General features: G+C 53.3%; 10 protein-coding genes, 1 tRNA gene and 2 pseudogenes. 4 read left to right on the forward strand and 9 right to left on the reverse strand.

Annotated features, from left to right (window positions below; all coding sequences use genetic code 11):
- Positions 1-7: 7 nt before the first annotated feature.
- Positions 8-81 (forward strand) — tRNA-Cys (locus tag KZ820_RS08290).
- Positions 82-239: 158 nt separating this feature from the next.
- Here the strand turns inward: KZ820_RS08290 and KZ820_RS22295 are convergent.
- Positions 240-1190 (reverse strand): annotated as a pseudogene (locus KZ820_RS22295) (tyrosine-type recombinase/integrase); the annotation flags it as partial.
- 497 nt (positions 1191-1687) lie between these two features.
- Here KZ820_RS22295 and KZ820_RS08300 point away from each other — a divergent pair.
- A complete protein-coding gene (locus KZ820_RS08300) occupies positions 1688-1954 on the forward strand; it encodes a hypothetical protein (RefSeq protein WP_219748198.1) in 267 nt (88 codons plus the stop codon).
- A gap of 620 nt (positions 1955-2574) precedes the next feature.
- The gene (locus KZ820_RS08305) at positions 2575-4356 is read left to right on the forward strand and encodes a hypothetical protein (RefSeq protein ID WP_219748199.1); all 1782 of its coding nucleotides are present in this window, start codon (positions 2575-2577) and stop codon (positions 4354-4356) included.
- A 277-nt stretch (positions 4357-4633) separates the two neighbouring features.
- Here the strand turns inward: KZ820_RS08305 and KZ820_RS08310 are convergent, their stop codons facing one another.
- From KZ820_RS08310 to KZ820_RS22165, 4 genes and pseudogenes are all read right to left on the reverse strand, one after another.
- Positions 4634-5197 carry a PEPxxWA-CTERM sorting domain-containing protein gene (locus KZ820_RS08310; RefSeq protein WP_219748200.1) on the reverse strand — a complete coding sequence of 188 codons (564 nt, stop codon included), beginning with the start codon at positions 5195-5197 and terminating at the stop codon, positions 4634-4636.
- A 61-nt stretch (positions 5198-5258) separates the two neighbouring features.
- A pseudogene (locus KZ820_RS22300) lies at positions 5259-5363 on the reverse strand (PEPxxWA-CTERM sorting domain-containing protein); the annotation flags it as partial.
- Between the two features lie 597 nt (positions 5364-5960).
- The gene (locus tag KZ820_RS08320; protein WP_219748202.1) at positions 5961-6554 is read right to left on the reverse strand and encodes a PEPxxWA-CTERM sorting domain-containing protein; all 594 of its coding nucleotides are present in this window, start codon (positions 6552-6554) and stop codon (positions 5961-5963) included.
- Positions 6555-6666: 112 nt separating this feature from the next.
- Positions 6667-6861: a DUF6771 family protein gene (locus KZ820_RS22165; RefSeq protein ID WP_308462169.1), complete on the reverse strand. Its 195-nt coding sequence runs from the start codon at positions 6859-6861 to the stop codon at positions 6667-6669.
- A gap of 171 nt (positions 6862-7032) precedes the next feature.
- On the opposite strand from KZ820_RS22165, the gene KZ820_RS08325 reads away from it, so the two are divergent.
- The gene (locus KZ820_RS08325) at positions 7033-7428 is read left to right on the forward strand and encodes a hypothetical protein (RefSeq protein ID WP_219748203.1); all 396 of its coding nucleotides are present in this window, start codon (positions 7033-7035) and stop codon (positions 7426-7428) included.
- A 285-nt stretch (positions 7429-7713) separates the two neighbouring features.
- Here the strand turns inward: KZ820_RS08325 and KZ820_RS08330 are convergent, their stop codons facing one another.
- The 4 genes from KZ820_RS08330 to drt3a form a co-directional block, all read right to left on the reverse strand.
- Entirely contained in the window at positions 7714-8640 is a 927-nt protein-coding gene (locus tag KZ820_RS08330) for a restriction endonuclease (RefSeq protein ID WP_219748204.1), read from the reverse strand.
- A 102-nt stretch (positions 8641-8742) separates the two neighbouring features.
- Positions 8743-9426, reverse strand: coding sequence for a recombinase family protein (locus tag KZ820_RS08335; RefSeq protein ID WP_219748205.1), 684 nt, complete (start codon positions 9424-9426; stop codon positions 8743-8745).
- A 481-nt stretch (positions 9427-9907) separates the two neighbouring features.
- Complete coding sequence (gene drt3b, locus KZ820_RS08340; RefSeq protein ID WP_219748206.1) at positions 9908-11812, reverse strand: antiviral reverse transcriptase Drt3b; 1905 nt, start codon at positions 11810-11812, stop codon at positions 9908-9910.
- Positions 11813-11834: 22 nt separating this feature from the next.
- Entirely contained in the window at positions 11835-13004 is a 1170-nt protein-coding gene (drt3a, locus tag KZ820_RS08345; protein WP_219748207.1) for an antiviral reverse transcriptase Drt3a, read from the reverse strand.
- Between the last annotated feature and the right edge of the window lie 313 nt (positions 13005-13317).

Genomic DNA, 13317 nt, shown 5'->3' on the forward strand with positions numbered 1-13317 from the left:
GCATCGAGGCGCGATGGCGGAGTGGTGACGCAGAGGACTGCAAATCCTTGCACCCGGGTTCGATTCCCGGTCGCGCCTCCAGCGCTTTTCCTTTGTTTTTTAATGGGTAAAGCGCCTTCTGGATCATCGCCGGGTTGGGCGTTCTCAGCCTGTCGGTGTAGCTCTGGTGTAGCCTGATCGCCAAAGGCCTTGTCGAGGTTGCCGATGGCTTGATCGATGTGCGCTCCGTGGACGTGAACGTATCGCAGCACCATCGCCAACGTCTTGTGAGCGCTAATTCGTTGGATCGTTGGCAGATCAACCCCTGCCCGCACCAGCTTAGTAATCGCCGTGCGCCTCATCGTATGAGGGGTTACCTGATCGAGGTTAAGGCCAGCCGCAGCGACCGCCCTCGCAAACGGCCGCGCCATGTTGGTCCGATGACCCGCCTTCGACCGGTTAGGTACAAGAGAGGGAAAAACCCATTCCGACTTGCCAGCCTCCGCAATCCGGTGAGCGCGCAGGGCATCCGCTAGCGCCCTCGTTATAGGCTGCTCGCGGTCCCCGGCCTTAGCGTGGGGAATGTAGATGCGGCGACTATCCAAGTCGATTTCATCGAACCGCACTGCCAAAATTTCACGATGCCGCATGGCGGTGTTCAATCCGAAAAGCACGAAGAGCCATAGCTGAGGATCAATGTCGGCACCTGCGCACTTAAGCAGCGTGGCGGACTCCTGTTCGGTCAAGGCCGTGAAAGATTTCTGCTTTTCTCTCACCATCGGCACCGCCGGCACCTGATCGGATCGAATCCACTGCCATTTCACGGCACTACGCAGAAGGTGGGACACTGTCGCCATTTCGCGATTAATCGTCGCCGGGCTTGCGCCTTGGCCGGCACGCTCAACCCTAAAGCGTCTAAGGGCTTGTTCGCTGATCGCATTAAGCCGGCTCTTCCCGAAGTACGGAACAAGGTACTGCTTTAGCTGCCGGCGCTTGATCGCTATGTTTTTTCCGCCGCCTTCTACTAGCATGATAAGGTACCTGCCAGCCGCTTGCTCAAACGATAGGGGGGTCTTTCGGGCCCGTGGCAGGTCCAAGCGGCCTTCGCGCGCCCTCGTCCTGATGGTTGCGATGAAATCTTCCGCCTTAGTTCGGGTCACGCCCTCGCTCGCAAGGCCGAGCGCGCGATGAACACGGGCACCGTCCACCATGACGTTGACGCTCCACCGAATGTCTCCGGCCTTGGTCCCCTCCGCGATGATGCCATGCTCCGCCAGCTTCTCGCCAGCGCCAAGCGCCTTCACATTCGCAGCAGTCAGTTTGGTGAAACGGGAAGGCAACTACTAACTCCCACAAGAGTGAAACCAAGGTCACCGGGCAACTGTAATAATGACGAGAGTTATATCTACTAGCCTTTGCCCGTTCAACCCATCGCCGCTAACTATCGAATCGCGCCCGGCAATTCCGCTGGCCGCGATATCTATGGAGCTTCAATGCCCAACGTCAACATACCCGGCGCCAAGTTTCTTCCTACGCCCGAAGGTCGCCTGAACCGTGCGGCAGCAGCCGCTTATCTCGGGTTCTCGGCACGCACGCTAGCGAACTGGCAGCTTTCAGGCTTCGGGCCGCGTAGCCACAAAGTCGGCGGTCGACGCTTTTACTGGATGACTGACCTTGTTGCGTTTGTGGAAGACGGAGGTTCTTGCTAATGAGCGGCTACAAAACTCCAAGCGGCAACTCGTTCATCGCTAAAATCTTCAAAGGTCGGAAAATCTGCGAAGATGGTGGGCCAGTCCGACGGGCAATCTCGAACATCGAACGGCAAAGCTCGCTGGCGCGAGCATTCGCGGAAGCGACACGACAGGGTTGGACCGTCACTCAGATCGGTTCGCATTGGCACTTCTCGCGCGACTACCTCACGCCCAAACTGGTCGTGGGCGTTGACGCGGAGCGAAAGCCCGCACTTGCCCCGTAGAGCCGCGTAGGCGGCAAGAGGGCAGCATAGCCCCTCCGGTCCGCCCCCTCCTGGCGAACGCACCCTACGCCGCTCTGTGGGCATCCTAGGGCATGTGAGCCTACTCATACGCGCGCGTGATTTGCTCCAACGATCCTTTTGGAGCGTCGCTAAGGGTATCGACACACAGGGAAGGAGAGCGCCCGCTTCGGCTCTCCATGTTAAACACAGCGCCTTTCTTAAGCCGCGTACCCTGCAATTAACGTCGCATTCAACCTAAAGCCTAAATTTAACTAAATATAGCTTAACAACGGAAACAGGTGAGCAACGTACTAGGGATTGCCCTTTGCTAGCTCGCTGTTAAATCTCACCGCGTTCCGAGCAGATGAGGGCGACCTCTTTGCCTTCCGGGACATCGGGGCCTGACACCGCTCCGCTTACCGCCTCATCATCAATTTCGGCTTGGGCTGCGCCAGAACCGGAGCAGTTTTGATGCGCGGAAGATAATCAGAATTAATTAGATAACCCGATTTAACTCGATGTATCTTTACCACCTGATCATCAAATCAAAAATGTAGTCACTTTCCATATAGATATAGAGAGTAGCCTACATGAATAGATATAAATATAGGATCGATTTCATGAAATATATAGGCGATGTATACTACCTCTCGAATGATGAAGAGGCTGAACGATTATTTCCCACCCCTCCTATTCCAATATCTCTTAAACTATCCCCGGATGAAAAAATAGAGCGAGCGTTCTCGCTCCTAGAAGGAAAGATGAGAGAGGGGCTGCAAGGTGGGTTAGCCCCCGCCATCTATATAATGAGTGCGGATTGCGGAACCGGAAAGAACCGCTCGCTACAGAACGTGCTACGCGAATGGAAAAATACTAACTTCTCCGGTGGCGGCGCAATTGTTTTCGTATCTACATTAGCCGAGATTGATGCTAACGTTACCGGCTCTGGCTTAGATCGCGCGGACTATGCTGTGCTAACGTCGGATGCTAAGTACAAGACGTATGGAGCCGGTCGTGGAGCGGCCGCTGAAGTTCCGGTTCTTTTCGTATCTCAGGCGAAGGTGCGGAAGGCCATGCTCGCAGCGGGCAGCTTCGCGGCGGCGGCAGAACTACACTACAAGGGGCGGGTACGCTCTCTCCGTGTTTGGGATGAAGGGTTCGCCGCCGCCGAAGGCGCTGCCTTCGATATGGTGGACCTAATGGCCTTGCCTAGCGCCTTCAAAAACCTGCCCAAGGCAGACCGTAGCGTGCTGTACGCCCTTGCGCGTGTATGTGCTGATCCGGTCGTCGGTTTAGGTCTCGAAATCCCCTTATCGATCGCCGACACCGCAGATCGCGTGTTGAAGAGCAACCTCAAAGCCGCAGAGACACCTAAGCGAACGCTAGAAGCGCTAGCCAAGCTAGCCGGTTCGACAGCCTACCTACGCGGCTCAGAGGACGCCGGATGGAGCTTGCTCGGCGCTGGACGCTCGATGCCAGCCGATATCGCCCCCCTCTTCGTTCTTGATGCGTCAGCGCGCCTGACAGATCGCTACAGCCAGCTACCGGCCCACGGCTTTAAGGTCGTCGATCTGGACCCGGCGCTTCTGAGCTACGGAAAAGTGACGGTTCACTGGTGGGATCGTGCCGCTGGAAAGACGGTGCTGCACAACGCTACGGAGCGGAGCATCATCTTCAAAGCCATAGCGGACTTGGCTAACTCCAAGGAGGCAGAGCCGTTCCTGATCGTCATGGCAAAGGAGCATTGCTCCGTCGGAACGGATGATCGTGTCGGGTTACACAAGGAGCTTGAAGGCTTAATCGTGAAACCGGAGCGTGTGAGGGTGGCAAGCTGGGGTCGCCATATCGGCACTAACGAATTCCGAGACATAGCCAACGTCATCATCGTATCGAGCTATAACTATGGCGACACCGGCTATGATGCCTTGGCGCTCGCCGCCAGCGGCCGCAAGGACGGCGTAGTTAGCATTGAAGAACGACGGCGGCAGGAAGCCGGAGCGTTCATGCACAACGTCTACCAAGCCGTATGTCGAGGAAGCGCCCGCTTGCGCGACGGTGCAGTGAGTGGCGCAGCAGACGTGTACCTGATTATGAATGAATCTGACCGGCGGCGCGAGCAGGTGACCGAAGCCTTTCCGGACTGTACCATCAAGGCTTGGACGCCATGTCCTCCCAAGCAGGAAAAGAAGCACGATCTGGTGCTTAGAGTAGTGAGCGAGGTTTTGTCTACGCGGCCCTCAGTAACCTTCAAGGAGGTGACAGCTATCTGCGGAGGGAGTGGTCGATCGTTCCTAACTAAGATCGTGCAGACAGAACGATTCGAAGCCGCGCTCGCTAGCCAAAGCATCCACCGCGTGAAGAATAGGTTCTTGCGGATTACGCCGCTGGCTATCGCTGCGTAGCTGTGAGCCTTGAGGAAATTCGGCAGGTCGGCTGTGAACGCATCGGTAGCGAGCTACATTCGAGTGTCTAGGACTTCGGGTCTGACCCGGCAACCTATCAACCGCCAGCCTTAGCTCAGGAAGCCAGCAGCGCGCCAGCAGAGCAGCGCGTGCGGCTTAGGCGTAGACGCCACCAAAAGCGCCGCAATCGCGCTGTACGGGGCTGCGCGGGCAAATTCGGGCATATGAAGTTTCGGGGAGCCGCCTCTCGGTGGAAGGGCGGCTCCTTTAAGCGTTCTCAGGCGAAGCGAACTGCGGTCTTAACCGCTTGCCGCTTACGTAGTGAGTAGCCGACCACTCCAAACCCAAGAACCATCATCACCCACGTAGCTGGCTCGGGAACCGGCACGGTCACTCTGAATGTAGATGCATACAGGTGCTGTTCAGTTCTAGAGCAAGCTGCTTCACCAGATCGACAATCTAAAAGGTCATCGAAAATCAGTCGATCGTACGAAAGATTGCTACCGATGAGCGCCCCCGATAGATCGCTGGTTATCGATCCAGACACCTGAGTATAGCTTGGATAAACGTTCGGCGCGTTTGATCTGTAATAGTTTACTGGTGTCCCTCTTTCGGCTAGGTTCACCACCGTTCGGAATGAAATCGGAACATTCCGATCGATGTTGGAGATAATCGAGCAAGGCGTAACGGCAGCTCGGTCGCAAAAAACAAAACTCGTTGTCGTTCCAAACCCCGTTGCTTCGATATCCACCGTTATATAGATTGGAGCGGCCAACGCTGAAACTGGGAGCATCAACGTGGCAACGCTGGCTGTAAGTGCAATAGCCACAGCCTTCTTCATTTTGACACCCCTTCTACCAACAAAGGTTTATTATAACTTAGGCAATCGTGTGCGCTTTCGATCAAATTTGACGAACGACCACTCGGCGCCGCATCGAGTACCCAACGGCGGAAAATCCTAGGATCATCGTTAGCCATGTAGCCGGCTCGGGAACACCGCTATTTGTAGCTATAGTGAAGGACGACGACGAAAGCATCTTCAAATCGCAAGAACCGGCGCTGCACGGCTGATATAGAAATCGAACGTCTCGCCCGTAAAGGCTCGTTCCACGGCGCTCAATTGTAAATGAGAACTGTCCGGCAGCATTATACCGGCCTGAGCTAAAAATGTTGACTCCCTCTTCGATATACTCGCCAAAAAGCGGCGACCTAATTTCTTCGATGATTGGTCGCTGTACAGCGCACGTTGGGCCTTGCGCTTGCGTGCAATACGGAAATATGAAGCCGGTCCCGAGCGCGCTTATGCGAAACTCGAAAAATGATGACGCGTCCGCATTTGCAGGAGCCGCAACGGCGGCAACTGCCATAGCGAGGCTAAGTACCTGAACCTTCATTCTTTCCTCCCGTTTATGTGCTGAGTTCGCACGCGAACGGGTGGTTAACAAGGCGTGTACTAACGCCTTTTTGCTCCACAATGGGCCTAGCTGCTGCGCTAGTAAGCGGACCTTGGCAGCAGTATCCGAGGCGGCGCTAGGGTTTGATGCTCAGCAGCTAGTATTTAACTGACCGTAGGATCGCTCCTACGACCCGGTGGTGACTTTATATCAGACGTGCCGCAGAATAGTTTTGCGACGCATTGAATATCCGATAGCGGCGAAGCCGAGGATCATAGTGAGCCATGTAGCGGGCTCGGGAACCGCGCCGGCAGCGCCCCCTGCTACCCTGTAAGTTCCCGACCCACTAAGGCGCGCTCCGCCGGAAAAGCAGCCGAAGCTAAATGACATCGTCGTAGGTCCGGTGATCGTTACGCCGCCTGATCCTGCACAGCTTGAAGTGGCTGAGCCGGACGAAAACTGAACCGGATTGAACGGCGGAATACCAATGAACCGATCGCCATTGGCGTAAACCGTTGAGAAGGCGGAGTCGTTCGGAGTGTCGATAGTTAGCTGATCGCCGATCACTATCACGCTAATGCGATCGAAGGCAGACATATGACCTTCGTATGCAACTTCGGGATCAAACCGCACTTGGCCGGAGAAGCTCTCGCCGACGTAGCTGCGAGCCGGATCAAACGGCACCGATCCGGTCTGTGACGTGATCGCACCAGAAAACTCGAATAGCGTAGTGACGGCGCTGGCTGGTGAAGCGGTCACAGCGGCGCCGACAAGAGCGACCCCGCTCAACATTCTCTTGTTCATAAACCCCTCCCGTAGACCGATTTTCAGTCGCACGGTTCAGGATTGTCAACAAGCCGTTCATGGGAGCGTTTGATCCACAACGGGCCAGAGCGCGGCGCGATCGGACGATGGCCTATGCCAGTGGCAATGCTAATTGCCCGTCAGGAACAACGACCTGCGGCTTCTCCAACCGATCCACGATCCGGTTAGCCAATGCTAGCGCAGCTTCTTCCCGAAGGCGTGGTGAAGGAGCGGCTATGCCGACGCGCACCCAGCCGGGCGCAATGAGAACGGCAGATGCGAGGGCTTGAGGCGATGGCGTGTCCATAGCCCTATGTTCCTTTTTTGATCTGGTTCGTCTAGTCCTGTCGCGACCCTCACCCTTTGCAGCTAACCGCAGCGCGCACGCGCACGAAAGGTTGCCATCTGCATATAGCTGGACGGACGTAACCCATGTACCGTCACGTCGGTCGCACTCAAAAAGAGGGATGACGCGCAGATGAGAACGGAAGCACACTACGAGCGTTTAGCAGACACCTGCCGCGCTATAATTGCCTCTCCTAAGGTGGTGCAATTTGTGGTCGGCATCACAACGAACCCGACCGCTCGCCGACAAAGCTATAGGCAGTGGGTGCAGAAGCATAGCCTTGGTCCGGGGAGCCTTGACGGATTTGTCATCCTCGATTGGGGTTACAACCAGGAGGACATACGCGCCGTTGAGGAATACCTGTTCAACGCTCTAGTAAATCATGACAACTACGGGGTTATTGATATGAGCTACAAACCCTCTATTTATCGCAGGGGTCCTAACGCGGACAATCAATCCATATACATCGCATGGTGGTCACCGTATCTTGTCGTCTCCGATGAGTTTACGACGGACCATGAAGAGTGAGACGCGGGTTAAGCCGCCCGCTTCTCGACCTCTGGATGGCAGCACGCGACACATTATACCGCGCCGCCAGGACGCCCAAGGAAGCGCCCTCCGCACGCGCAGCTATGATTTCCATCTGCTGGTCGCTGGTAAGCGCTGACGGCATTTCTAGGGCCTTTGGTCGCACCCTACGCAGTTGCACTACCCCCAAGATTAGGCGCATGAGGTCACTTTCGGCCAGAGCACCCGGAATCTTTCCATGCGTGAGCATGAAACCACCTAAGGATTCCGCCTAACTATCTAGTCTCAAGCTTTATGCCGAATCCTTTTGCCTAAACGCGTCGGTTTCTGGGAAGGATACGCCTTTCCCTTTTTATGCCACCAAATCTGGACGACATTTGGTTCCGTGCGGACCATCAGCATATCACCTTCTACTCCGTTTACGGCAAGTGGAGTACTCGCTACCTCGAACGCACCGTCTTCTGAGCCGTAAGTAATAAGGTCCGCATCAACCTTATGCCTCCCTACTATCGGCTGTGCGTCGACAACAAGGTGGCCGACTTCTGCTCGGCAATGATGTTCGTCTACCACATATGCGCCTGATATTCGAATGATTACTCGAACAGGGTATTTCTTTCCAACCCAAGCTTCTGGCGCATCTGGTTTGGGAACATCATTTTCTAAGATCGAGAGAATATCATTCTTAGTGATTTCATTGCCGGTACGATCATAGATCGTAAATTTTCCACTCGGCAAAGCCGTCGTGCAAAAAACCGCCAATTTCGGCCTACCCCAATTCATATAATATTTAACAAAGATTATCTGCTTAGACCAGTCAAAAACGAGAGCGTCGGACAATCTAAGTAGCAAAACGTTGTTCAGCTTGGCTCGGTCGCGTGCCGCCCTGGTGTACCCTGACCTTGATACGAATACGGGATTATGCACCCCTGAGTTTCTGCACTTCTCGGTGAAATCTCTGATGTGAGCAACTCCAACCGGCTTATTAAGATTTTTGCACTCGATAGAGGTTAAAATTGGCTTGTGATGGTTCGGAAATCTGAGGACAACATCATGCTCGGTCAGGGCGCCCGTTCCCAGATCGGGCAGAAACTCGGGCGACGTAATAACGACCCTTTGATCTGGCGAAAGAATTCGTTCTATCGCAGCCACCAGATTTTGCAGGAAGTCACCTTTTTCTTTATTTGACTTGAATTCCTTAGAACGGCTCGACATTAGCGCGGCCCTCTTTAATGCGAAACTAGACTGTTCCGTATAGGCGAAGTCAACCTTCACAGTAGCGTCTAATCGTTGAAGCGGACAGGTCGAACTGCGCTACTAAATCCCGTTAACCTTGCTGCCTGTGCGCATTAGGTCGCTAACGGATTGAGCAGCCCACTTTCCCCCACGCGCAGTGATGATCCCGCGAGCGTTAAGCTCCCCAGCTATCGCTCTCAGGCTCGTATGCCCATCAGCCTTAATCGCTTGGATGATAGGGGCAACGTCCTTGGCGAACGCCTGAGCCTTGAGCTTGATCGCCGCTGCCGCAGCGCCGTTACCCCGCTCTGATCCAAACGCCCTAGCTCCCATCGGATTCCCCAGCTTGGTACCGCGAGCCTTGGCTGCGGCAAGGGCTTCCTTGGTGCGCTTGCTAATGGCCTTTCGCTCGGCCTGAGCCATCGCGGCCATGATATGGATGGTAAGCTCGTTTGCCTCCGGCATATCGGCGGCAACGAACTTAGTACCGGCATCCTGTAGCTGGGCGAGGAAGGCGAGATTGCGGCTGAGCCGGTCAAGCTTGGCGATCACCAACGTGGCGCCTGTCACCTTTGCATGGTGTAGCGCCTTGGCTAGCTCGGGCCGATCGTCTCGCTTGCCGCTTTCTACCTCCACGTACTCGCCGAGCGGCCGGCAGCCCCGCGACGAACAGAAGGCGTCGATAGCGGAACGCTGAGCGTCAAGACCCAAGCCGCTGCGGCCCTGCTTGGCTGTCGATACGCGATAGTAGGTGATCGTCCGCATGGCTGTACCCCGTCTGGCGATCCCTCCTGGCCCTTCTGTCCAGATTCGTCAAACGGTCGTTTGCGCGTTCTGGACATGATTACATGCTAGCAGGTGGAGCGAGATAATGCCGGTGTGGCGCCGTTCACGACGCGCGTCGCCAGCAACGAGCTGAAAGCTCGAACATGCAAACCAAGCGCTCAGCCACGACGCCCTGACCTTGGTTCGGCCGCTCAGGCGACGCCTTCTGACCGCTGCTTTCCACGAATGATGAGCATCTGTGACTCCTCGGCCGACCCGCGCAAACAGGTCGACTGCGTATCAGACCGATCGTTCGGAGAAAAAATGGGCAGAGTGAGCGGAGGGGCGCCGATACTAGCCTGTGTGTACCTCATCGCGACAATAGTAGCCGGGATTTCGGCGGCGAGCACCTGGAAGGTACCCGTAAGGCCTTGTGAGCCATTCTCTAGCGTTAGACGCCCCTACGCTCAGCGCTCATATATCAGTATTCTCTAGAAGCACGCAACTGCCTTCTGGCCAACGTGTGGTGAAGGCGTGCACCGGTCCAGTCCGTGAAACCAATGAAGCGGGTAAGTTGCGCGATCACATGATCACTGATTGGCGGCAAGTGCGCACTCATGCGATGCATTGAAAGAGCTTCGTTGACTAGACGTATTTTACTGCTTACCGCTACGTCCGGAGAACTAACATAGTCGCAGAAGAGCAAGTAAGTTTCCGTGTCAACACGCAAATTATCGATATTATCATGTATGAAATTACGAACCTTAGCATTTAGAGCATGCAATTCAACGGCAAAAAATTCACTGTCTTTTAAGTAGCAGAACTTTAAAGCTACGTAGTCAAAGTACGCGGTTTTATGGTGAGCAAGCCGACTTAAGGCAAGGCGAACGATACTACTTCGTACAAATCTTTTGCCGAACGCGTGAGCGCCAAGTAGGAGCAAATTGGATAATTCTAATGAACCGACAAGACCGCGACCTACGGCCGAATCTGTCAGTTTCAATAATTCTTCGAAGACATAGCTATTCAACCAATCAGATTGCTCAGACTCATCGATTGCCGTTGCTCGTCTAAGTTCATTGACAATAACTGCCAAATTAAACCCCGATCTAACTCGGAAATCTAGAGAAACTACATAAAAAACCATTTCAAATAACGAGGCGGTGATACGCGAAGCACAATCTTTCTCGTCATCCGAACGCGATCGGTTTAACAGTCTCAAGCCATCCCGTATAATTCGACGAAATTTCCACAAGAACCATCCACTGACATTGTGAAATCCAACATCGGGGGAATGCAGAATGATACGGCAGTTCCTTAGTTTCTCTCGAATGTGATCAGAAACTGACCGCTCGCAGGGAAGTTCGGCAGCTTCCAAGTAAGATCGGACCAATCCTCCAACATCATCAACGACACTTGCGACCGCATGTTTCATTCTTGTGATAGGCGTGACAAAAGGACGATTGCTAATGCGGCTTTTTTCGATATTCAGGTAAAGCTTGTATGCACCGAGACTCTTGACCAAGATGTTCTGAATCGCTTCAAGCGTTTGGTCAGAGTGGGCAAAAATACTATAATCATCAACGTAACGGCGAATGGCGTAATCAGCCGTGGTAAGCTCAAGTTCTTGCGAGATTGCGTCCTTCACGTCCCTATCAACCTGTTGAAGAATGATTTCCGCGAATATGCGGCTAATCTCAGGACCAACAATAATCCCATTTGTTTCTTTGTAGTTCGAAAATTGCATTGTTTCATCGAACATGGATTCGAATGAGAAGCTCCTGATATTTTGCTTAGTTAGAGCCTTCCCCTTAACGGCCCATGAGACTGAATGCGTATATATGTTATAAAAGCACTTCGAAATATCTAAAAACAGCAAGCGAGAGAATCTCTTTTCTAATTCTATAAACTCGTCAGAGTCCATGAACTTAGCAAGAAGATTGTAGCGTCGTAGCCGGAAGAACGATGTCATACGCGAGAAGTCAGGTAAACCATCTTCAAGCAGATCATGTGGAAGCCCGTCCCGGTATATTTCACTTTGATCCAAAGGCTTGTTAGCAAATAGTGAAACAATTTCAGCGGGGCGCCGTAGCGAGAATTCACTTTTATCGCATGCGCTAATCATCGTCTCGGCGTAGTCATCGAAGAGCCGAGCCATGCGCAATTGTGCTATTGGATGGGGTATGGAAAGCGTGAGATTCTTTCCTCTCTCCTTCAAAACATCATAGTTCAACGGGATTGTGTAAGCGCCTGGGGTTCGAATGATACCGAGCACCTCGGAGACCGCTGGATCGCACCGAAGCGGGAGAGTGCTCGAAAAGAAAACATCATTTGTAAATGTAAGGGGAACCTCAAAAGGCAGCACATCTGCGACGAGCCCCCTCATACGCAGCAAACGCGGTCTAAATTTAGACATTTTTCCAAATACTCTTAATTTCTTCGACCTGTGAGCTTGTAACAGCTACGTTAAATGCTCGTAAGTGTCCCTGCGTAAACGAAAGCGTTCGTAAGTTTTCCAGCCTTGCGCCAGCTAGTCGACTTGTGAGGTGTCGACCAAGAGGATACCTATTTCCTAAAATCGAGTTTCTATAAAACCAGTCCAACTTTTTAAGCTCGGGCATTGCTGATGCTTCGAAATCTCGACCAAAGTAAACGCCACTTAACTTATAGTTATAAAAGATTCCCGACCGAACCGTAGACGATCCAGTTGACACCAGCGGTCTTCGCTTCACAAATCGATAATTCCCCGTCAGGAACTGAAATCTGCGAAGTAGAAGAAAGTAGTTATCGTCAATAAGAAAGGCCCTTGATGCCAAAATTAGCCGAGTCTTGATCCGATTTATTTTTTTCTCGGCAATGCCGACATGTACCTGACGCGGCTCGCCTTTCTTGGTTGCTTGCTGGACTCGGAACCAGTAGCCTAGGTATTCAAGCTCCGCAAAATCATCTCGACCGCCCTCAGTGTTTGCGATGGTCAGGTCGCTACGCTTCCTTGGATGCAACCGCATCGGCGTTGGAAGCAACCCCTCAACGGCGTCGGAAACCCCAGCCTTCTCAGTGCATAGAAGGATCATGTCATCAACAAAGCGGTGGTATCTGTATACCCCCGGAACGGCTCGTACAGCAGCATCGAACGACTGCAATGCGAGTTCCGCTAGAGTCGCACTTAGCCCAAGGCCACGCGGCAGGCCTACAGGCCCCGAGCAATGAAGCTCAAAAAACTTTTCCAGCAACCTTCGTGCTTTTGCCGGCAAAGCTGTCGTGTACAACAAGCTTTCAATCAGAGGCTCTGTAGGTATATTCTCGTAAAAACTGCTAATATCTCTACGTATCACATGTATAGGAGTGGAGTCACTAAAGGCCTGAATAAGCCCCTTCGTGATATTTTCTCTCGTCTGTAGACCAACGTCAAATCGTCGTCGTATGTATGTTGACAAGGCTCTGATTACTAAAACTGTAGAGTAGCTTGAGTATGACACAGCGGGCTTGCATTTATGCTCAAAGGAGTTGAAATCATCTAATATTTCAGGATGATCGAAGCTGCGTGTCGCTTCTTCTATATACGCGTCAATAGGCAACGAGAAATCAACGCCGTAGTCGGCGCCATCGGTGGACCTAACCTCTGATCGCAGACCCCGAGGACTGAATGCCACTTTCTGAATGCTACACCCCCCGCACTCGATCGAACAGCAGAACCCGCAGTAAAGGCGAATGCGAGCGCCGTAGCAAGTAACTGTGTGGCGTTAACCCGAAACGGAGCTATCTTCCGGGCGAATCATCCCCGAAATCGATCGAACCAAGGCGTCACTTGAACACAGACGACAGCCACTTCTCCAAAATCGCGTTGCAACCCTGTAGGCGACGTTCCGCCATGACGTATGTCGCTTCGAA

Source organism: Sphingomonas citri (assembly GCF_019429485.1).
GTDB lineage: Bacteria > Pseudomonadota > Alphaproteobacteria > Sphingomonadales > Sphingomonadaceae > Sphingomonas > Sphingomonas citri.

What these genes read in the sequence shown, in the direction of transcription:
- KZ820_RS08300 (WP_219748198.1), top strand. Translation starts at nt 1,688, where the DNA reads ATGAGCGGCTACAAAACTCCAAGCGGCAACTCGTTCATCGCTAAAATC.
- KZ820_RS08305 (WP_219748199.1), top strand. Translation starts at nt 2,575, where the DNA reads ATGAAATATATAGGCGATGTATACTACCTCTCGAATGATGAAGAGGCT.
- KZ820_RS08310 (WP_219748200.1), bottom strand. Translation starts at nt 5,197, where the DNA reads ATGAAGAAGGCTGTGGCTATTGCACTTACAGCCAGCGTTGCCACGTTG.
- KZ820_RS08320 (WP_219748202.1), bottom strand. Translation starts at nt 6,554, where the DNA reads ATGAACAAGAGAATGTTGAGCGGGGTCGCTCTTGTCGGCGCCGCTGTG.
- KZ820_RS22165 (WP_308462169.1), bottom strand. Translation starts at nt 6,861, where the DNA reads ATGGACACGCCATCGCCTCAAGCCCTCGCATCTGCCGTTCTCATTGCG.
- KZ820_RS08325 (WP_219748203.1), top strand. Translation starts at nt 7,033, where the DNA reads ATGAGAACGGAAGCACACTACGAGCGTTTAGCAGACACCTGCCGCGCT.
- KZ820_RS08330 (WP_219748204.1), bottom strand. Translation starts at nt 8,640, where the DNA reads ATGTCGAGCCGTTCTAAGGAATTCAAGTCAAATAAAGAAAAAGGTGAC.
- KZ820_RS08335 (WP_219748205.1), bottom strand. Translation starts at nt 9,426, where the DNA reads ATGCGGACGATCACCTACTATCGCGTATCGACAGCCAAGCAGGGCCGC.
- drt3b (WP_219748206.1), bottom strand. Translation starts at nt 11,812, where the DNA reads ATGAGGGGGCTCGTCGCAGATGTGCTGCCTTTTGAGGTTCCCCTTACA.